At 55.6% G+C, this 20073-nt stretch carries 16 protein-coding genes, 2 tRNA genes and 1 pseudogene; 15 read left to right on the top strand and 4 right to left on the bottom strand.

Annotation, left to right across the window (positions count from 1 at the left end; all coding sequences use genetic code 11):
- The first annotated feature begins 107 nt into the window (after nt 1-107).
- The 3 genes from ACZ500_RS22250 to ACZ500_RS22240 all read left to right on the top strand — a co-directional run bounded on the left by ACZ500_RS22250 (nt 108) and on the right by ACZ500_RS22240 (nt 2201).
- The gene (locus tag ACZ500_RS22250) at nt 108-902 is read left to right on the top strand and encodes a class I SAM-dependent methyltransferase (protein WP_464229608.1); all 795 of its coding nucleotides are present in this window, start codon (nt 108-110) and stop codon (nt 900-902) included.
- The gene (gene amrS, locus ACZ500_RS22245) at nt 880-1893 is read left to right on the top strand and encodes an AmmeMemoRadiSam system radical SAM enzyme (protein WP_464229607.1); all 1014 of its coding nucleotides are present in this window, start codon (nt 880-882) and stop codon (nt 1891-1893) included. The genes ACZ500_RS22250 and amrS overlap by 23 nt, the downstream gene beginning before the upstream one ends.
- Nucleotides 1894-2039: 146 nt before the next feature.
- Nucleotides 2040-2201, top strand: coding sequence for a hypothetical protein (locus tag ACZ500_RS22240; RefSeq protein WP_167330929.1), 162 nt, complete (start codon nt 2040-2042; stop codon nt 2199-2201).
- On the opposite strand, the gene truA is transcribed toward ACZ500_RS22240, so the two are convergent.
- From truA to rplM, 3 genes are all read right to left on the bottom strand, one after another.
- Complete coding sequence (gene truA, locus ACZ500_RS22235) at nt 2195-2938, bottom strand: tRNA pseudouridine(38-40) synthase TruA (RefSeq protein ID WP_464229606.1); 744 nt, start codon at nt 2936-2938, stop codon at nt 2195-2197. The genes ACZ500_RS22240 and truA overlap by 7 nt on opposite strands.
- Before the next feature lie 110 nt (nt 2939-3048).
- Nucleotides 3049-3441, bottom strand: coding sequence for a 30S ribosomal protein S9 (gene rpsI, locus ACZ500_RS22230; RefSeq protein WP_464229605.1), 393 nt, complete (start codon nt 3439-3441; stop codon nt 3049-3051).
- Nucleotides 3442-3870: a 50S ribosomal protein L13 gene (gene rplM, locus ACZ500_RS22225; protein ID WP_464229604.1), complete on the bottom strand. Its 429-nt coding sequence runs from the start codon at nt 3868-3870 to the stop codon at nt 3442-3444. It abuts the gene before it with no gap.
- 128 nt (nt 3871-3998) lie between these two features.
- Between rplM and ACZ500_RS22220 the strand changes: the two genes are divergently transcribed.
- Both ACZ500_RS22220 and ACZ500_RS22215 read left to right on the top strand, forming a co-directional pair.
- Nucleotides 3999-4075: transfer RNA gene (locus ACZ500_RS22220), tRNA-Arg, on the top strand.
- 15 nt (nt 4076-4090) lie between these two features.
- Nucleotides 4091-4166 (top strand) — tRNA-Lys (locus ACZ500_RS22215).
- Nucleotides 4167-4730: 564 nt separating this feature from the next.
- On the opposite strand, the gene ACZ500_RS22210 is transcribed toward ACZ500_RS22215, so the two are convergent.
- Nucleotides 4731-4961, bottom strand: coding sequence for a hypothetical protein (locus ACZ500_RS22210; RefSeq protein ID WP_464229603.1), 231 nt, complete (start codon nt 4959-4961; stop codon nt 4731-4733).
- A gap of 885 nt (nt 4962-5846) precedes the next feature.
- Between ACZ500_RS22210 and ACZ500_RS22205 the strand changes: the two genes are divergently transcribed.
- The 10 genes and pseudogenes from ACZ500_RS22205 (at nt 5847) to ACZ500_RS22160 (ending at nt 20073) form a co-directional block, all read left to right on the top strand.
- Nucleotides 5847-8633 (top strand): DEAD/DEAH box helicase, encoded by a 2787-nt coding sequence (locus tag ACZ500_RS22205; protein WP_464229602.1) that lies wholly within the window; start codon nt 5847-5849, stop codon nt 8631-8633.
- A gap of 35 nt (nt 8634-8668) precedes the next feature.
- A complete protein-coding gene (locus ACZ500_RS22200; protein WP_464227918.1) occupies nt 8669-9055 on the top strand; it encodes a hypothetical protein in 387 nt (128 codons plus the stop codon).
- On the top strand, nt 9052-9450 hold the full coding sequence (gene tnpB, locus ACZ500_RS22195; protein WP_464229190.1) for an IS66 family insertion sequence element accessory protein TnpB: 399 nt from the start codon (nt 9052-9054) through the stop codon (nt 9448-9450). The genes ACZ500_RS22200 and tnpB overlap by 4 nt, the downstream gene beginning before the upstream one ends.
- Before the next feature lie 102 nt (nt 9451-9552).
- Complete coding sequence (locus tag ACZ500_RS22190; protein ID WP_464233097.1) at nt 9553-10335, top strand: Druantia anti-phage system protein DruA; 783 nt, start codon at nt 9553-9555, stop codon at nt 10333-10335.
- Nucleotides 10332-11888, top strand: a complete 1557-nt coding sequence (tnpC, locus tag ACZ500_RS22185) for an IS66 family transposase (RefSeq protein ID WP_464229194.1) — start codon at nt 10332-10334, stop codon at nt 11886-11888. The genes ACZ500_RS22190 and tnpC overlap by 4 nt, the downstream gene beginning before the upstream one ends.
- A 117-nt stretch (nt 11889-12005) precedes the next feature.
- Nucleotides 12006-12860 (top strand): annotated as a pseudogene (locus tag ACZ500_RS22180) (protein NO VEIN domain-containing protein); the annotation flags it as partial.
- 183 nt (nt 12861-13043) lie between these two features.
- Complete coding sequence (locus ACZ500_RS22175; protein WP_028322711.1) at nt 13044-14165, top strand: hypothetical protein; 1122 nt, start codon at nt 13044-13046, stop codon at nt 14163-14165.
- Nucleotides 14158-15357: a hypothetical protein gene (locus ACZ500_RS22170; protein ID WP_464229601.1), complete on the top strand. Its 1200-nt coding sequence runs from the start codon at nt 14158-14160 to the stop codon at nt 15355-15357. Before ACZ500_RS22175 ends, ACZ500_RS22170 begins: the two co-directional genes overlap by 8 nt.
- Before the next feature lies 1 nt (nt 15358).
- On the top strand, nt 15359-17185 hold the full coding sequence (locus ACZ500_RS22165; RefSeq protein WP_464229600.1) for an Hsp70 family protein: 1827 nt from the start codon (nt 15359-15361) through the stop codon (nt 17183-17185).
- Nucleotides 17185-20073, top strand: a complete 2889-nt coding sequence (locus ACZ500_RS22160; protein ID WP_464229599.1) for a DUF1156 domain-containing protein — start codon at nt 17185-17187, stop codon at nt 20071-20073. The genes ACZ500_RS22165 and ACZ500_RS22160 overlap by 1 nt, the downstream gene beginning before the upstream one ends.

The raw sequence follows: 20073 nt of genomic DNA, 5'->3' as shown, positions 1-20073 counted from the left end.
CCGGGTCGTGCCGGATGCTCTTTTCCGGAGGGATGCTAAATACCCCCAGCCGGCTTGGGATTTTTGCAACAGGACAGATCCCGGAGCCAAACGGGAAGGTAGAATAGATGGGACTCATCTTCGACCAAGAGACCTCCGAGCTTTACGAAACCTGGTACCAATCCCCATACGGCCGTGCGGTCGACCAATCCATCGAAAGCCTCCTCCACTCCCAGATCCGGCCGAAATCCGGCGACCGGGTGCTGGATGTAGGCTGCGGAACGGGTCACCACATCCTGAACCTCTCACGGCTTGGACTCGACGCTTCCGGCGTGGACGCCTCCCCGTACATCATCCGGCGTGCCCGTGAAAGGCTCGGCCCGCGCGTCGAACTTCAGGTTGGATACGCCGAAGACCTTCCCTTCGATGACAATGCCTTCGATGTCGTTGTACTGATCAACACCCTCGAATTCCTGGACAACCCCCTGGCGGCTCTTCGCGAAGCGGGACGGGTCGCCCATCGCAAGGTCTTTGTCGGCGTCCTGAACAGCCTTTCCTGGGTCGGCCTCATCAAGCGGATCCAGGGGTATTTGGGCGACCCGGTTTTCCGCCGCGCGAAATTTTTCCACCTCTGGCAGGTCAAGTCCCTGATGCAGGCAGCCTTCGGGGCCGTCCCCCTTTCATGGGGCTGCATCAACATCGGCCCGTCCTTCTTGGGCCGCGGCGAGTCCCCGGGAGACCAGAGCCCTTTCGGCTCGTTTCTGGGCGTCAGCGCCACCATGACCTACCGCTTGCGCACCGGAAACGTCCCGCTCACGGTGCGGATCAAGAACGGCCGGCGCAGCCTGGTCTCGGTCCGGGCTGCCGGTGAGATCAACCGCAAGACAGGAGAATGGATCGATGAAAGAAGCCTATCTTTATGACCGCCTCGAGGATGAGCGGGTTCGTTGCGCCCTCTGCAACCACCGCTGCCTGATCAAACCAGGAAAACGCGGCATCTGCGGCGTCAGGGAAAACCGCGGGGGCACCCTTTACAGCCTCGTGTACGGGAAGGTCATCGCCGCGCACACGGACCCCATCGAAAAAAAACCCCTCTTCCATTTCCTTCCGGGGAGCCTTTCCTATTCGATCGCCACGGTCGGCTGCAACTTCCGGTGCCGCTTCTGTCAGAACGCCGACATCTCGCAGATGCCCGCCGACACCGGCCGCATTCAGGGGAAAGACACCTCCCCCGAAGCCGTCGTCGAAGCCGCCCTCGCAAGCGGGGCCGAATCGATTGCCTACACCTACACCGAACCAACGATCTTTTTCGAAATGGCGCGCGACACCGCCTTGCTGGCGGACAACAAAGGACTCAAGAACATCTTCGTCTCGAACGGGTACATGACCCCGGAATGCCTCGAATCCATCCACCCCCATCTCCATGCCGCGAACGTGGACCTCAAGGCCTTCACCGACCGTTTCTACAAAGAGCAGTGCGGCGCGAAGCTCGCCCCGGTCTTGACAACCCTCGAAACCATGAAGCGGCTGAACGTCTGGCTCGAGGTCACGACCCTCCTGATCCCCGGGCACAACGACGACCCGGGCGAACTGCGGGAGCTGGCCCATTACCTGGCGAACCTAGATCCCTACATCCCCTGGCATATCAGCCGGTTCTATCCGACCTACAAGCTCCTGGACGCCCCGCCCACCCCGCCCGAAAGCGTTCGGCGGGCCCGCGACATCGGCTATGAGGCCGGCCTGAAATACGTCTATACCGGCAATCTGCCGGGCGATACCGGGGAGAAGACCTACTGCCCTGACTGCGGTGAACTCCTGATCGACCGCGTCGGATTTCAGGTCGGGCGGATGGAGATCAAGGACGGGAAGTGCGCCCAATGCGGCAAAAGTGTCCCCGGTGTGTGGCAGCGTTGATATCGGGCGGGTTTTGTGGTAGTTTATAAGGTATGGGGAGGGCTTTCAAAGGGTTCTTCTCAAACCGCCCCCGCTGAATCCGTTTTTCGGCCTTCTTCCATTCAGCGGGGGATTTCCATTATCAGGGCCCCAAAGGAGTCCGGTCCATGCAGCCAAAAGACGAGCTGTCGCTCAAAATCACCAAGGAGATCGTCGTCAAATTCATCGAGGTAGGCCGACTGTCCGTCAGCTCTTTCGAGATGGTCTGGAATCAGGTCTACAACACCGTGAGGAAATCGGTGGAAAAGAACACGCCTTCCAATCAGTAGCTCACATCCACCAGGAAAAGGCCGCGGGCCGGCGCCGTAGCCCCCGCCGCCCGCCGATCCCCGGCATTCAGGACCGCCTCGAATCCCTCCACCGTCAGCTTGCCCCTCCCTGCGGATACCAAGGTGCCCACGATGTTGCGGACCATGTGGCGCAGGAACCCGTCGGCCTCCAGTTCGATCGTAAGAAGCCCCGTTTCCTCCACCCGCAGGTCTGTGCTCAGGATCATCCTCACCGGGTTCCGGTTGGAACTCCCCGCAGCGCGGAAGGACGAAAAATCGCGGGTTCCCTCGATCGAGACGAGACAGCGCCGCATCGATTCGCTATCGAGCGGCTGCGGGATGTGCCAGGCCGTTCGCCGCAGGAAGACATTCGGCACCTCACGGTTGAAAATGTGATAACGGTATCGCTTCTTGCGGGCGCTGTAGCGGGCGTTGAATGACAGCGGCACCTCTTCGGCATCCAGGATACGGATATCTTCCGGCAGGAGCGCGTTCAGGCCCTTTTGAACAATCGAGGTATCCAGGCTGGTTGTGGTCTTGAAATTGCCAACCTGATTCAAGGCATGTACGCCGGCATCCGTCCGCCCCGAGGCAATGACCGCCACGGCCTCCCCCAGCATCCGGGCGAGCTTTTCCTCCACCACCTCCTGGATCGTCACACCGTTTTTCTGGCGCTGCCACCCATGGTAGTTCGAGCCGTCGTAAGCCAGGATCAGTTTGATGTTTCGCTCAGGCACCTGAAATAGAAAGGGGAGCGATCGGCTCCCCCTCGAAAGGCATCTCTTGCCGCACAGTCGCTGCGAATCCCACGGCGCCGTGCGGTTTCGGAAAAATCTCGATGGACTGTTTACCGCTTGGAATACTGGTAACGGGCACGCGCACCGGGCTGGCCGTATTTTTTCCGCTCTTTCATGCGCGAATCGCGCGTCAGGAAGCCCCGCTTCTTGAGAACCTCCCTCAGTTCCGGGTCACCCGAGACCAACGCACGGCTGATGCCATGCCGGATGGCGCCCGCCTGGCCGGCGACGCCGCCGCCCCTGACATTCACATACAGATCGAAGCGCTCCAGGAGATCCGCGGCCTTCAGCGGCTCCGTGACCGTGGTGCGGTCGGATTCCTGCACCAGGTATTCCTGCACCGGCTTCTTGTTGATGACGATCTGGCCGGTTCCAGGGCGCATCCACACGCGCGCGACGGCCGTTTTCCGTTTACCTGTGGCGTACCATGTTCCTTCTGCCATTTAGATCTCCCACTGCTCGGGTTGTTGGGCCTGGTGCGGGTGCTCGGGGCCGGCATACACTTTCAGCTTCTTGAGCTGACGTCGCCCCAGCGGTCCCTTGGGAAGCATCCCCTTGACCGCAAAACGCACGAGATCCTCCGGCCTCTTCTCACGGAGTTTCCCGGCGGAGATGGCCTTCAGCCCACCGATATATCCGCTGTAACGATAATAGAACTTCTGGTCCCACTTGCGACCGGTCATCTGCACCTTGTCAGCGTTGACCACAATCACGAAATCGCCGGTGTCCGCGTGGGGGGTGAAAATCGGCTTGTCCTTGCCCCTGAGCCGAGTGGCGATCTGGGTTGCAAGCCGCCCCAGCACATGATCGGCGGCATCGACGACAACCCACTTCTTGTTGACTTCGTGTTCCTTCGCGACAAACGTCTTCATAATGACATTCCTATTCTTCAGAGTTGAAAAGAGCTTTTTAACCAAAAAACTCTCCACTGTCAAGCCATTTCTTTGAAAAATAGGGTTGACAAAGAAAATCGATCCTGGTATCTAACTCTCTCACATGGGCGCCCGTAGCTCAGTTGGATAGAGCGCCGGGCTTCGAACCCGTAGGTCGCAGGTTCGAGTCCTGCCGGGCGCGCCAGAGAAGCATCATCATGGGCCAGTAGCTCAGCTGGTAGAGCAGTTGACTCTTAATCAATTGGTCGAGGGTTCGACTCCTTCCTGGCCCACCAGGAAATTCAAGGGGTTGCGGTGACAAGCCGCAACCTTTTTTTATCCATAAGCCATTCTATCCATAATCTATCCATAAAAAATAAGGCAAAGGAGCATTCCCCTCGGTGCTAGGCTGGCGGGTTTACGCGCAACTTTGATCATAAAAAAACAGCACCGGGCAAAAAGTGGAAGAATGTTCCCGAAATCCCCACACCCTACACCCCGCAAAAAAACCCGGCTCTACATGGGAACCGGGCCTCAAATCGCCACACTCACCGCCTTTTTTCAGAATATGTTTTGCCTAGGGTTGGTCTTTTTGGGATCGTGGATACTGGCCCATCCTCCAAGGCCTGTTATTCATAATCTCGGCGGGAAGATCGCCGCATACCTGCGACGGTCCACGACGCACAGCGCCAGCCGGGCGCAGGCAAGCCAATCTCCCAGGCAGGGTACGAAAGCTTCCCGCTGCTACTGGCTGCACCCCTGGCAGGGCAGATCCGGCGCGTTCTCGTGGGCTGCCTGGGTCAGACACTGCCCATAATGCCAGCAGTCCACCCGGCGCTGGGAGGCCTCCCGCCTAGATGTCATTTCACCCGTCGCAGTCCATGGCTGTTCTCCTCAGCCTGCTGCTCGAGTTTATGCAGCCGACCCTCGATCTCGGCAGTCTCCAGCCCCTTCAGAAGAACGGAGCACATATAGCTCAGGGTCCGGCCCGTTTCGGGCTCAAGGTCTCCATTATAGACTGCGCGGATGATCTTACCCATAAAAGCGTTTACCTGCCAGTGCTTGTTCAGCGGAAGTTTTATGCCTGCCATAATCCCCCCCATGTTTCATGTTATTGGAATATTTAATATTATCAAGAAAATATCGCCTGATGTCAACCTGCGGCTATAACTGCCGGTGATAACCAGTCTAGGCGGTCTTGAGTTCGGGGCAATAAACGCACGATGACATAGATGATTGAATGGAAAGCACGGGCTTAAAATCAGATACTGCTGCAGCCACGTGAGGATCGCCTAGGCGGTTTTATTTATCTTCTCTTCTATTCAACTTCGAAATTCCCACTCAGATCGCCGATCCGTTTTAACCCTATGCCAAGCATGGATCAAGCTGAGAACGGCGATTCTAGCCAATCCTAGCTGTTCTGAAGCTGCTCACGGTGATAAAATATCCTGGTCATCTATGCCGAGGATAGTGGGCCATTGCGCCACCCGTTCATCTTCCCAAGATCCGCATGGACTCGTAGAACACAACTCTGGAACAATAACTCCGGGATCAGTTTTCTGGGCCGCCAGAAAATCTGTTGGTCTTTGACCGGATGTGACAAAACCCCGTGCTAGGATCAATTTCAAAAGGACGGTGGGTGCTGGAAGGGGCCGCGCCACAGCAGGGATGCCTCAGCACGGGATTATCAATCCTGCTGGCAATTTGAGCATGCTTGAGCCATCTAACACTGGAAAATGCGTTGGTCATGAGAGGATAGCGAGGGTCTTTCATCACGCCTTTCCCGGTCCTTTGGTCTTGACTATGACTCGGGATAGGTATAGTTCATGAGTCAAACCTCCACAAAAGCAGCACAATGTGATAGCAGCTACGCCCTGCCTCCGCTTATAGCCAAATTCATAAAGCAATTGAGACCCTTATAGTAGTGTTTTAGGGGTATTCAAAGGCCATCTGGGATTGCCGGAGGAGATGACAGCATGAGCAAACTCGAAGATCTCCAGCCAAACGCTGCCGTACGGGGGATTCTCCCCGATGGCCTGGTCACTGTCGTCAGTGTCACCTGGCATGGCTCGGAAGCCATCGAACTGTTTTATAAAACCCCTACCGGCAAGGTGGCGAACGAACTCCTTTACCGCTTTGACGAGGACCGCCTCGAAGTGGTCGAAAAAGGCCGCCCGTGGAGCTTCGACGGCGACGGCGCTCTCTTCCGGCTTGTCTCCGAGGCCCAGCGGATCCGCCTGGCCCATCTCTTCGACCCCTTGCTGGCTGTCCATACCTCGGTCATCGACCCTCTCCCGCACCAGATAACAGCCGTCTATGAAGCCATGCTCCCCCGGCAGCCCCTTCGCTTCCTCCTGGCCGACGATCCGGGCGCAGGCAAGACCATCATGGCCGGCCTCCTAATGAAGGAGATGATCGCAAGGGGCGACCTTCAACGCTGCCTCGTTGTCTGCCCGGGTAGTTTAGCCGAGCAATGGCAGGACGAGCTTTACCACCGCTTTCACCTCCCTTTCGAGATCCTCACCAACGACAAGCTCGAAGCCGCCCGCACGGGGAACTGGTTCCTCGAGACGAACCTCGTCATTGCACGGCTGGATAAACTTTCCCGGAACGAGGATGTTCAGCAGAAACTGCGAGCACCTGATTGCCGCTGGGACCTAGTGGTTTGCGACGAAGCGCACAAGATGTCGGCGACCTTCTTCGGCGGCGAGGTCAAGTACACCAAACGCTACAAGCTCGGGCAGCTCTTGTCTACGCTGACCCGGCACTTCCTCCTTATGACCGCCACCCCGCACAACGGGAAAGAAGAGGACTTCCAACTCTTCATGGCGCTTCTTGACGGGGACCGATTCGAAGGCCGATTCCGGGACGGGGTCCACACGGCAGATGTATCCGACCTCATGCGCCGCATGGTCAAAGAAGGGCTTTTGAAGTTCGACGGCACCCCGCTTTTTCCCGAGCGGATCGCCTACACGGTCCCCTACAGACTCTCCGACCCCGAGGCGATCCTTTATAAAGAGGTCACCGAATACGTCCGAGAAGAATTCAACCGCGCCGAGGCTCTTGAAAACGACAAACGGGCCGGGACCGTCGGGTTTGCGCTCACCATCCTGCAGCGGCGCCTGGCTTCCTCCCCGGAGGCTATCTACCAGTCCCTCCGTCGGCGTCGAGAGCGGCTCGAAAGCCGCCTAAGGGAGCTCGAAGTCATCCAACGGGGTGCCGTGGTCGCTTCCATGCTCACATCGACCGCGCCCACCCTGGACGAGGATGACGTCCAAGACCTGGATGAGGCCCCTGACAGCGAGGTGGCAGCTGTCGAAGAAGAGGTCCTGGACCAGGCCACCGCAGCCCGGTCGATCGTGGAACTCAAGGCCGAGATCGAGACCCTGAAGCACCTGGAGGACCTTGCGCAATCCGTCCGGAGGAGCGGTGAGGACCGGAAATGGCGTGAACTGGCAAGCCTCCTTGGCGAGGTCTTCACCCCGGCCGCCATCGCAAACCGTGCTGCCGATAAGGCCGAAGCTTACGGGCGCGCTGCCCGAATAAAACCTCTTTCCTCTCCCCATCAGAAACTTGTTATTTTTACGGAGTTCCGGGACACCCTCAGTTACCTCGGAAACCGAATCGCCACCCTCCTTGGCCGGAGCGAGGCCATTGTGATGATTCACGGCGGGATGGGCCGGGAAGACCGTCTCAAGACGCAGGAAGCCTTCCGGCATGACCCCAAGGTGCAGGTGCTCCTGGCCACCGATGCAGCGGGGGAAGGGATCAATCTTCAACGCGCCCACCTGATGGTCAACTACGACCTTCCCTGGAACCCGAACCGGATCGAGCAGCGCTTCGGCCGGATTCACCGCATCGGCCAGACGGAGGTCTGCCACCTCTGGAACCTTGTGGCGGAAGAAACCCGGGAAGGCGACGTCTACCGGAGGCTCCTCGAAAAGCTCGACCAGGCCCGTCAGGCCCTGGGGGGCCAAGTCTTCGACGTGCTCGGAAAGCTTCAGTTCGAGGGACGCCCGCTCCGCGACCTCCTGATCGAGGCGATCCGCTATGGGGAGCAGCCCGAGGTCAAGGCCCGGCTGACCCAGGTCGTCGAAAAGGCCTTCGACCGGGGCTACCTTCAAAACCTCCTCGAAGAAAAGGCCCTTGCCCACGACACCATGGACGTAAGCCGCGTCCACCGCGTCAGGGAAGAGATGGAGCGGGCCGAGGCGCGGCGCCTCCAACCCCATTACATCGAATCCTTTTTTCTCGAGGCCTTCCGGTGCCTCGGAGGCAGTGCCAAACAGCGCGAACCCCGCCGCTACGAAATCACCCACGTGCCGGCGCCTGTCAGAAACCGCGACCGTTTGATAGGCATCGGAGAGCCGGTGCTTCCCCGCTATGAGCGGATCGCCTTCGAGAAATCCCTGGTTGCCCCGCAAGGCCAACCCCTGGCGGCCTTCATTTGCCCCGGGCATCCGCTCCTCGACTCGGTCATCGATCTGACCCTCGAGCGCCAGCGCGACCTCCTTAAACGCGGAGCGGTGCTGGTTGATGAGCGCGATCCCGGCACCGACCCCAGGGTTTTGTTCTACCTCGAGCATGCCATCCAGGACGCAGGGCAAACCCGCACCGGTGATAGGAGGGTGGTTTCAAAGCGCGTGCTTTATGTCGAGATCGATTCCGGCGGAAACCCGCGACACCTCCACTATGCCCCCTACCTGGACTGTGTCCTTCCGGCAGGCGTGCTTAACACGCGGGGCCGGGATGTTATAAGGTAGCGCCATCCCATTTGGATTATATAAGGAGGATGGCGATGGAAACCACTTCGAGGAACCCTGTCCCATACAGCAGCCACTCCCAGCCCGACCTCGTCGAGGTCGAACGCCGGTTTGCCGAGTGGCGCCGGCAGCGCGGCAAGAAGCGCGCCCTGATCCCGCAGGAGTTGTGGGAGGCTGCGGTACAGCAATGCAGAGGGCATTCTGTTTCCGAGGTATGCCGCAGACTGAGGCTTTCCTTCACAGAGCTCAAGAAGCGTCTCTCCTCTGATCATGCCACTCCGGAGCTGATCCAGCTGGACACCACCTGCCTCTTCGGCCAATGGGTCGTCGAGTGCGAACGCGCGGATGGCAGCAGGCTGAGGCTCTCGGGCACCGGTCAACCGCCCGATCCTGAAAGCATTCTCGGGCAGTTTCTCTCATGATCCAGATCACTGCCCACATGCGGATCTTGCTGGCAGTGGACCCGGTGGATTTCCGCAAAGGCATCGACGGTTTGGTGGCAGTATGCCGGCAGAAGCTGGCCGTGGATCCATTCAGCGGCACCCTTTTCATCTTTACCAACAAGTCCCGTCAGGCCCTGCGCATCCTGGTTTATGATGGCCAGGGATTTTGGTTGTGCCATAAACGCTTGTCTCGGGGTCGTTTCTTGTGGAAGTTCGGCCCGGGCACCATCCGCGATCTGGCGGCTGCTCAACTCCAACAGCTTTTGTGGAACGCCGATCCGTTCAAAAAAATCCCGGAGGATTTTCGGCGGATAGAAAAAAATCGACCCATCCCTCAAAAAAGTACTGGCCACAAAAAACGTTCTTTGCTATAAGCAGGGCAACCTTTACCAAGAGGAGGATTACAGAGGTTGCTCATTTGTGGTCGAGACTTCACGCCAACCGATCTGGATTGGATCCGCCGTCAAGTTACCAGCGTGCCGGGATTGAACCGTGCACAGCTCTCACGCATGTTCTGCGAATGGGCCGAGTGGCGAAAGCCCGACGGCGGATTGAAGGACATGAGCTGCCGGGTTGCCCTGCTGCGCCTGTACCGGGCCGGTGTCATCCCGCTTCCAGCGCCAAGGAAAAGGCGCGTCGTGCCCAAGCGGATCCAACACACCCTGACAGGAGAACCCCAATCCCCGATCGAGATCGGCCCCGGTCGCATAAGCCTTTCGATCGAGCCGGTCGACCGGAGATCATCCCCTCTTTGGAATGAGCTGATCGACCGATACCATTACCTGGGCTATGCCCGCATGGGCGGGGCGCAGATGCGCTTTATGGTCTGGGCCGGACAGCATCTGGTTGCGCTTCTGGGTTTCTCGGCCGCCGCCTGGCGTGTCGCCCCGCGCGACGAGTTCATCGGCTGGAGCGACGATCAGCGTATAGAGAATCTACACCGGGTGATCGACAACAGCCGCTTCCTCATTTTGCCCTGGGTAAAATCTTTCAATCTTGCCTCACAGATCCTTGCGCGCACGGCGCGGTTGCTCCCCGATCGGTGGGAAGAGCGCTACCGTTACCGGCCTTCCCTGCTCGAGACCTTCGTCGAAAAGCAGCGTTTCACCGGCGCCTCGTACAAGGCCGCCAACTGGGTCTGCGTGGGGCAGACGCAGGGGCGAGGCAAGTGGGACCGGAAAAAGGCCTGTGACAAACCGGTCAAGACGATCTGGCTCTATCCGCTTGAGCGCCGGTTCAGGGAGGTCTTGTGCCGATGAAAAAATCACCCAAAAAGCTGGTGATATCCGCCGGCGAGTTCGAAGCGCTCCAGGACCGCATCAAAGAACGGAACCTGACCGACTCGGACTACGACGTGCTCCTGGGGCTTGCCGAGATGGTGGCGCGTCTGCGGGAGGTGCTTGCCGAGAAAGAAACCTCCATCGGCCGGCTGTGCAAGTACCTGCTGGGGGCCCCGACCGAGACAGCCCGAAACATCCTCAAGGATAAAACCGAACCGGTCCGGAAAAAAGGCGCCAAACCAAAACCCCGGGGGCACGGGAAAAACGGCGCAGGCCAGTACACCGGCGCTGCCAGGGTGCGCATCGAACACCCCGCTCTGAACTCGGGGGACCCCTGCCCAAGCTGTGAGAAGGGTAAACTATACGAGCTGGCCATGCCGTCGGTCTTTGTTCATATCGTTGGAACAGCCCCTCTCAAAGCCACCGTTTATGAGCGAATCCGCTTACGCTGCAATCTGTGCGGAGATATCTTCACCCCCGAACTGCCCGAAGGGATATCCGAGCAAAAATACGACGATTCCGCTACGCCCATGCTGGCGATACTGAAGTATGGCTGCGGCATGCCCTTCAACCGGATCGAGACCCTTCAAAGGAATCTGGGCCAACCTCTGCCCGCCTCCACCCAGTGGGATATCCTCGATACCGCAGCCGTAGCTCTGGCCCCGGTCATGGATGCCATGGTCTCATTCGCCGCGCAGGGCACGCTGCTCCACAATGATGACACCTCCGCGAAGGTGCTCGCTTTCCTCAAAGAGCAGGATCCGGACAGCAAACGCAAAGGGATCTTCACCACAGGGATGGTCACCGAATCCGAGGGCCATCAGGTCGCCATGTTCATGACCGGCAGGCAGCATGCCGGGGAAAACCTGCACGACCTGTTGAAACGCCGGGCAACGGGGCTCCCACCACCGATTCAGATGTGCGATGCCCTGAGCCGGAACGTATCCAAGGACTTTCAGACGATCCTGGCCAACTGCCTCGCCCATGCCCGCAGGAAGTTCGTGGAACTGGTCGAGCGATTCCCGGACGACTGCGCTCATGTGATCAACGAGCTGGCAACGGTCTATATGCATGAGGCGATCGCCAAAAGCGAAAAGATGTCTCCACAGGATCGACTGGCTTACCATCGGCTCAACACTGAGCCCGTCATGACAGCTCTCGAGGCGTGGTGCCATCAGCAATTTGCGGAGAAGACCGTGGAGCCCAACTCCGGCTTGGGGAAGGCGATCACCTACCTCCTCAAACACTGGAAGGAACTGACCTGTTTTCTCAGGGTGCCTGGAGCCCCGCTGGACAACAATATCTGTGAAAGGGCCCTGAAGTTCGCCATCCTACACCGGAAAAACTCCCTCTTCTACAAGACGCAACGCGGCGCCTATGTCGGGGATCTCTTCATGAGCCTCATCCACACATGTCAACTTTCAGGCGTCAACCCGCTCGACTACCTCACATGGCTCCTGAAGAATACCAAAGCCCTGCAGTCCTCCCCGCACACCTTCATGCCGTGGCATTACCAGGATCAAAACCGCTAACCCCATCCCGGCCGGGGGCCTCTTGGGGCCTCCCGCCCTCCGCTTCATCCTCGCACGCTAAAAATTTTCCACAAGCCGAAAATTTATTGACCTCTGCACGGCTGCCGAAAGGACACCCTGGACTACCGGCCGCTCAAGGATAATGAGCCTGGGGTCGATGCGTTTTTGGCCCTCCCGGAATGCGCCTGGATCGACCGAGACCTCGAAAAAGCCGCGGTCAGCCACGCCGTCTCACAGGTTGTTCCAGAGCATCTCCAAGAGGTCCGAGATCACAGAATCGCCTTGGTCGACAAGACCCAGGCTGCCGTCAAAGACCGCTTGACCAAGGAGATCACCTACTGGGATCACCGTGCGGAACAGTTAAAGCTCCAGGAGCAGGCGGGAAAGCCCAACGCCCGCCTGAACTCGGCCGAGGCCCGCAAGCGGGCGGACGTCCTCCAGTCGCGGCTTCAAAAACGCCTTGAAGATCTGGGCCTCGAAAGGCAGATCTCGCCCCTGCCGCCCGTGGTCCTCGGAGGGCTTCTCGTGGTGCCTTCAGGGCTGCTTGAAAAAATGGCCGGAACAACTGCAACCTCACCTCCAGTCTCTCCGGATACTCAGGCTGCTGCGGCCCGGGCCCGTGAAATCGTCATGGAGGTGGAAAGGAAGCTTGGATTCGATCCGGTGGATCGTGAGTTCGACAAGCTGGGATACGATATCGAAAGCCGCATTCCAGGGACCGGTCGCCTCCGTTTTATCGAGGTGAAGGGCCGCATATCCGGGGCTCAGACCGTTACCGTCACCAAGAACGAGATCCTCTACTCGCTCAATAAGCCTGAGGACTATATCCTGGCCATCGTGGAGTTTCTGGATCGGGATAGCCACCAGGTCCACTATGTCCGTAGCCCTTTCCAGCGGGAGCCGGATTTTGGCGTGACCAGCGTGAACTATGTTCTCTCTGAGCTTATTGGGAGAGGCTCGCGACCGTCTTGATGTTCGCTACTTGTGGATAGATAAGGGAAGAAAAAGATTCCTTAGAATTATAAACATCCTAGCAAATCTGAGACTGGCGTGCTATCCAGACTGGAGTCCTGTTTCTCAGTACGAGGCAATGGAAAACCCAGCGTAGCGTGGGCTCTTAAGGTGTCTCTCGAGATAATTTAGGAGAATAAACACATGGGATTTTGGCACACAGGCTATATGGAGTTTCACGAGCCAGAAGATTTTGATTTCACGGTCGACCCCTCGCCTCCATCTTATCCTTGTGAGCATTGCGGAAAAACCTATTTATCAAAAGAGGCCCTGTGGAAGCATAGATTTGAGGCGCACCCCTTACGCAGGCCGGTAATGTTTTTGCGTGGGCGTGAATTAGGGACGCACCCTGTACGAATAACGCGTCGGCTAGCTCAGGAAGACGTGCGGGTAGAGGGATGTGATTGTGCCACGATTAACGGGAGGGATATCTCGGTATCAAGTCTTCCAAGTTTCATTGCAGATGTTTCCTTCGATGTCTGCAAGGTAGTCTTGAGCAAATCTGATGTACGCGTCAATTTTGAGCTGGATATCCGCATAGCCTCAGAGAGCGACTTAGAGGGTATCGAAAAACAATTCAGAAAAATGGCTATTGGAGGTCGTCTGGACACGCGTGCGATAGAAGAGTTTATCCTCACAGTCGATGTATTTAAATCCGCCATAGGATATTGCGATGGGCTCTGCGCTTATTTATATGGGATATTAGCAAAAGAGAAGGCTTCTGACTCTTCTTTAAAATATGAAGCCTACATCAGCAGGTTCAATAAGGCCGCTGAAAATTTGTCTGTTTATGAGCGGCCACTCGCACGCACTATAACAAGCATGGTTGATTTTCATTTTAACCATTTTCGAGAAGCTGCCAATAAATCAGGGGCTTCGCGCATAGGCCGTGTGGCAAATCGCTACGCGTTCTGGATAGAGTCCCCCAATCATAAATCGGCGATGCAGAATGCTGGAAATGAGTTTTTCAGCCCACTTGAGACTTTGGTCACTGACTGGGAGACAGAACAAATTCTACGTTGGGGCAATCGTCCACTGAAGGATCTCAAAGAAGAAACAGATGAAATCGAATCATTCTTGATCCGGGATTTAGCTGAGTTCGACAAAGTAAAGCTACATATCCTGCTGGGAGAATTATATGTATTATCGGGGGATTTAGAGCGGGCATTGAGCCACGCACGGGCAGTGAGAAACTTGCCCTCTCTCGAGAGATGGGCAGAAGCTCTGATTAGTAAAATATCGGAGGATATTGAGGACAATGCTTAAGAGGGACAGCTTGACACCTCCGGAAGGTCGGAAACCTGACGAAGTCAGAGAGACCGGGAAGGATTCTCTGGTCAATACGCAGGAGCCACAACACGGACAAAAGGAAAAAGAGAAAGAATCGCCTGACGCTGACAAAGAGGTACGTCTGAGAGCTAGCAAGGACGGCAGCAAAGGCTCAAAGCAGGGGAAACCTCAGAGCCTTGCCGACTTGATCCGCGCCATCTATACCAGGAAAAGGTTAAGCCTTAATTTAAGCCAGTCCGATAAACGATTAATACGGTCTAGGCCTAAACTGGAACCTGAGGAGTGCGATAGACTGCTTCAGCTTGCGATATCTGATAAAACTTTAGAAAGGACACGTGAGCTGATGCTGCTTATCATGGAATTCTCTGATACACCGTCTGTAGCTAAGCAACTTCATGAATTTTCACGTAACGTGCTCCGGAGGCATCCCGCATTCTCGTCTCGCTCGCTCGCAGAGATTTTAGGAAATCACCCCGATGGAGGAAATGAGGACTATGCAGTTCGAGCATTAACTTCGCAAAATTTTACATCCCTACCTTGGCCAGAAGAGACAGCGGCGCTGAAGAAGAAAAAATCTCAACAGTGTCAGGTAAACGCACTGTACTGTTTTCTACTCTGGTTAAAAGAAAATAAAGGAGTCTCTCTTGAATGGATTTTATCCCAATTACAGAGCCGCGTCTGGGGGCCCTTAACACGACATCATCGGACGGATTCGGCTATACTGAAAGCGCTTATGAACACCCTTGACACTACTGGTGTTGCGGTAATGTTTTCTGTACTGGAAAGAAAGGTTGCAGATTGCAATCAGCAAATGGAAGATGCACGTATAGCTCAAGAACAGGCTGCTAATCGCGCAAAAGATTTGGAGGCTCATCTTAACCGCCTAATGAAGCAGCTTGATACTGCGAAGGACCAATTAGAGGTCCTGTCTGAAAATATTGTCAATACAAAGCGATCTCACGAGAACGAAATGGCTCACATGAGAAATGATCATGAGACATTAAAAGGTCGTGTCTTGCGCTGTCTTAGAGAGGAACTGTTACTTTTGGATGATGGGCTTCAGGCATTAAGGCGTGACCCGCCAAAGGTTCATGTTATGTTAGATCATGCTGAACGAGTAATAGACGGATTGAAAAGAGAGGTGAATCGCATAAAGGGGGACAATTGAAATGACCGTCGTTGGCTTCGATTTTGGTACGACGAACAGCCTGATATCTGTCGTCCGAGGGAAGGGGACAATCAATTATCTTGACGATGAGCAGCGGCCTATTCCATCTGTAGTCTGTTACGAAGGCAAGCAAACAATAGTCGGGCGTGAAGCAAAGGAACGCCTCTCACATTCCGGATTAGGCGTCCAAGGGAACATAGTACGTTCTCCAAAGCTGTTCTTGGGGCGAGACGGTGTTTTCATCGAGGGGGTGGAACGCAGCCCTGTAGACATTGTGGCCGATGTTGTACGGCACGTTTTACATGAGGCAAGAGCTAGTAGACGAGGGCAAGATCTTGGCCAAATTTCCGGGGCAGTGGTAACGATCCCTGTGGACATGGAGGGCTACAAGCGACGTGCTCTGCGGGATGCTTTTCGACTTGCAGGCCTGAATATTAAACAGTTTGTGCACGAACCACTCTCAGCGCTATACGGGTATTTTAGAACCGCTGACTTGCAGGCGATGCTTCGTCGATATGATAGAAAACTTATTCTAGTGTTCGACTGGGGTGGGGGGACCCTCGATCTGACACTTTGTCGTACTTTAGGCAGAAGAATTGTGCAGATCATGAACGACGGAACGGAGGAGGTTGGTGGAGATGTTTTTGATGAGAGCATCATGAACAGCCTCATAAAGAAGGTCTGTACTTTGCGCGAAATCGAGAGCACCGTAGAAATGTATTCAAGAGCTAAAGCTCGCCTATTAAACCGTTGCGAGCGTGCCAAAATGGACCTTTCTGCAAGGGCTCGTTCACAAGTCTACGTCGGGAGTTTTTTCAAAGGTATCGACGATGAGGACTTCGACTACTCGTTAAACCAAGAAGAACTTGAAAAAATCGTTGCGCCGCTTATCGATAAAGGGTTCAAGCGGATCGAGAGTGTTCTTAAAAACGCTGGATTCGATCCAGAGCAGGTAGCGCTGTGCTTGGCTACCGGGGGTATGTCCAATATGCCGGCGATAAGACGACGTTTACACGAATGGTTCGGCCCAGAGCGTGTCCAAGTCCCTGAAAGTACAGCTACGATCATTGCTGAAGGCGCAGCATGGATTGCTTCAGATGAGGCTGGCCTGCAGATGGCTAAAAATATTGAACTTACTTTGGCGCGAAATTCCTATCTTCCACTTGTTAAGGTAGGGACTGAAATGCCAAGGGAAGGGGAGGTACAGTCGGCTACGTTCCACCTTTATTGCACAGATCCTCGCGACGGTGTGGCCAAATTCCAGATTTGTGAACCACGGAGCACTAGCGAGAAAGTGCTACCCAATGAACCACGGATCCACCTCTCCAACCTTACTGTGAAGGTAGATCGAATGGCACGCCCATTCCATGAGCGACTCGAATTAGACATTAGAATAGACGACGACTTGATCTTAGAAGCTCATGCACGTTCATTGAACGCAAGGGATCAAGATCGGCAAGAGATCCACAACCTTGAGTTTGGACTCGCATTCCCATGTAAAACGGATGTTGATGAACATCAAAAAGATTCTTTTGGTATCGATACATTGGTCAAAGAGCAGTCTAGCACCGGTACACTGAGCATACGAGCGAATTTGGCAGATCGAGAAAATCTTCGGTTGATTCCGGGTGAATGCCTATACGAATATGATCCAAGATACTTTGATACAAGACACCGCCCACCAGATTATCAGGTTCACGAAATGCTATATTACCAACCCTGTGCAAAGTGTGGAAGGGCATCTAATGATCCTCTTTGTATTTGTGTGAGTCAGATTCCTGGAGCGCGCCCGGTGGTTGGTACTCCCCCCGAACTGGAGGAAATGTAATGAGTTCCAGTGCGAGGAAGAAACTCATAGAAGTAGCCCTCCCCCTGGATGCTATTAACAAAGCCAGTGCTCGTGAAAAATCCATTCGCCACGGACACCCCAGCACCCTACACCTCTGGTGGGCCCGCCGACCGCTTGCAGCCGCCCGGGCCGTGATCTTTGCCCAGATGGTGGACGACCCTTCCGGCCTGCCAGACCTCTTCCCCACCGAGAAAGCCCAGGAAAAAGAGCGACTGAGGCTATTCAAGATCATCGAGGACCTTGTGCAGTGGGAGAACACCAACAATGAGGAGGTCCTACAGCGGGCCCGTGAGGAAATCTGGCAGAGTTGGCGCCGCGCCTGCGCAGAAAACGCCGACCACCCGCGCGCAAAGGACCTCTTCGACCGGCAAAAACTCCCCGCCTTCCACGATCCCTTTGCGGGAGGTGGCTCATTGCCTCTCGAGGCGCAGCGGTTGGGCCTCGAGGCCTATGCGAGTGACCTGAATCCCGTAGCCGTTTTGATCAACAAGGCGATGATCGAGATCCCCCCGAAGTTTGCCGGGCGGCCGCCTGTTAACCCTGAAGCGCAGAGAGATCATTCCCTTTTCAAGAGGGAGTGGCGCGGTGCTCAGGGGCTTGCTGAGGATGTCCGCCACTACGGAAAGTGGATGCGGGATGAGGCTGAAAAACGAATCGGGCATCTGTACCCCAAAGTAGAGATCACAGCGGAAATGGCCCGCGAACGGCCGGACCTGAAGCCTTTGGTCGGAAAAAAGCTCACGGTGATCGCCTGGCTCTGGGCCCGTACCGTCAAGAGCCCAAACCCTGCTTTCTCTCATGTGGATGTCCCGCTTGCCTCCACCTTTATGCTTTCCACCAAAAAGGGCAAAGAGGCTTATGTGGAGCCGGTGATTAAGGGGGATAGGTATATATTCACGGTCAAGGTGGGGAAGCCGAAGGATCCGGAAAGTGCTAAAAACGGTACTAAAATCGCAAGAGGTAGCTTCCGATGCCTATTTTCGGGCGTTCCAATTCGGTATGAGTATATCGATGATGAAGCCAATGCTAGAAGGATGGGCGTACGTTTGATGGCTATGGTCGCAGCGGGCGATCGGGGCCGGATTTATCTTGACCCTACATCGGAAATGGAAGCAGTAGCCGACAAAGCAGAGCCAAAGTGGAAACCCGATGCGCCGAGTCGAGGCACTTGGGCCAGCAACGCACAGGGTAGAAGATATGGTTTTCGAACATTCGGAGACTATTTCACTCCCCGTCAGCTTGTCGCTCTGACGACCTTCTCTGACCTGGTGCAGGAGGCTCGGGAGAAGGTCAAGGCTGATGCCATCGCAGCTGGAATGAAGGATGATGAGAAAGGAATTGATGCTGGCGGCACGGGTGCTGAGGCTTATGCGGATGCGGTGGCGGTATATCTGGCGTTAGCAGTTGACAAATTAGCAGACAGGTCCTCGACAATTTGTGCTTGGGAGGCTGTGTATACTAAGATTCAGCATACTTTTGGCCGCCAAGCAATTCCAATGATTTGGGATTTTGCCGAGGGAAATCCATTTTGCAGCTCAACTGGAAACTTCGGCTCCCTCCTGGAATGGGTTTCTAAGTTCCTTTTGAAAACTCCTTCACCTCATTTGGGCCAGAGCTTGCAGCAAGATGCATCTGTCCAAAGTCTAAGCCAAGATAAAATTGTGTCTACTGATCCTCCTTATTACGATAATATTGGTTATGCAGACCTCTCAGATTTTTTTTATGTTTGGCTCCGCAGATCGCTCAAGTCTATATTTCCAGATCTATTTGCCACACTAGCTGTGCCCAAGGCCGAGGAATTAGTGGCTACACCCTACCGACACGGTAATAAAGTCACGGCTGATAAATTCTTTCTCGATGGTATGACACAAGCGATGCAGCAGTTGGCAAAGCAGGCTCACCCAATTTTTCCGGTAACAATTTACTATGCGCTGAAACAGTCCAAGACCGAGAAAGATGGCACTGCATCAACCGGTTGGGAAACCTTTCTGGGAGCTGTCATTAGGGCTGGATTTAGAGTCAGTGGCACTTGGCCCATAAGGACAGAACTTAGCAATAGAATGGTTGGCATGAGAACCAATGCGCTTGCCTCAAGCATCATTCTCGTCTGTCGTCCGCAAGAGCCTGGTAGCAATGTTGCTACCCGCCGCGAATTCCTGACTGCCCTAAAAACCGAATTGCCCGTGGCCTTGAAACTCCTCCAGCGCGGCAACATCGCCCCGGTGGACCTGGCGCAGGCGGCCATCGGACCCGGGATGGCTGTCTATACCCGTTATAAAAAAGTCCTCGATGCAGAGGGCAAGCCTCTTTCTGTCCGAGAAGCCCTGGCCCTCATCAACCAAACACTGGATGAAGTGCTGGCCGAGCAGGAAGGAGACTTCGATTCAGACAGCCGCTGGGCCTTGGCCTGGTTCGAACAGTACCGGTTTGGGGAGGGCGAATACGGTGTAGCCGAAACCCTCTCGAAGGCGAAGAATACGAGCGTTGCGGGAATGGTGGACGCAGGGATCCTCGCCTCGAAAGGGGGTAAGGTGCATCTGTTCAAACCGGCCGATTTGTCGGCCGACTGGGATCCGACCCAGGACAAGCGCCTGACGGTCTGGGAAATGGTCCACCATCTGATTGGAGCCCTGGAAACTGGCGGCGAACCTGCTGCGGCCGAGCTTGTTGCCCTGCTTGGCAGTAAAGCCGAAGGGGCACGGGAACTCGCCTACCGTCTTTACACCATCTGCGAACGGAAGAAATGGGCGCAGGAGGCGCTGTCCTATAACGGCCTTGTCCAGAGCTGGCCGGAAATCACGCGACTTGCAAAGGGGCGCGGTCTGCGCCCTCAAGAAAATGAAGAACTTTTCGGGGAGGATTCATAA

Source organism: Desulfatiglans parachlorophenolica (assembly GCF_055394735.1).
Note: the sequence above shows the minus strand (reverse complement) of the source record. Positions and strands in the feature narration are given on the sequence as shown.

Coding starts and splice junctions, on each gene's coding strand:
- tnpB (WP_464229190.1), top strand. CDS start 9,052: ATGATCCAGATCACTGCCCACATGCGGATCTTGCTGGCAGTGGACCCG.
- ACZ500_RS22170 (WP_464229601.1), top strand. CDS start 14,158: ATGCTTAAGAGGGACAGCTTGACACCTCCGGAAGGTCGGAAACCTGAC.
- ACZ500_RS22165 (WP_464229600.1), top strand. CDS start 15,359: ATGACCGTCGTTGGCTTCGATTTTGGTACGACGAACAGCCTGATATCT.
- ACZ500_RS22210 (WP_464229603.1), bottom strand. CDS start 4,961: ATGGCAGGCATAAAACTTCCGCTGAACAAGCACTGGCAGGTAAACGCT.
- tnpC (WP_464229194.1), top strand. CDS start 10,332: ATGAAAAAATCACCCAAAAAGCTGGTGATATCCGCCGGCGAGTTCGAA.
- rpsI (WP_464229605.1), bottom strand. CDS start 3,441: ATGGCAGAAGGAACATGGTACGCCACAGGTAAACGGAAAACGGCCGTC.
- ACZ500_RS22160 (WP_464229599.1), top strand. CDS start 17,185: ATGAGTTCCAGTGCGAGGAAGAAACTCATAGAAGTAGCCCTCCCCCTG.
- ACZ500_RS22205 (WP_464229602.1), top strand. CDS start 5,847: ATGAGCAAACTCGAAGATCTCCAGCCAAACGCTGCCGTACGGGGGATT.
- ACZ500_RS22175 (WP_028322711.1), top strand. CDS start 13,044: ATGGGATTTTGGCACACAGGCTATATGGAGTTTCACGAGCCAGAAGAT.
- ACZ500_RS22240 (WP_167330929.1), top strand. CDS start 2,040: ATGCAGCCAAAAGACGAGCTGTCGCTCAAAATCACCAAGGAGATCGTC.
- rplM (WP_464229604.1), bottom strand. CDS start 3,870: ATGAAGACGTTTGTCGCGAAGGAACACGAAGTCAACAAGAAGTGGGTT.
- amrS (WP_464229607.1), top strand. CDS start 880: ATGAAAGAAGCCTATCTTTATGACCGCCTCGAGGATGAGCGGGTTCGT.
- ACZ500_RS22200 (WP_464227918.1), top strand. CDS start 8,669: ATGGAAACCACTTCGAGGAACCCTGTCCCATACAGCAGCCACTCCCAG.
- ACZ500_RS22250 (WP_464229608.1), top strand. CDS start 108: ATGGGACTCATCTTCGACCAAGAGACCTCCGAGCTTTACGAAACCTGG.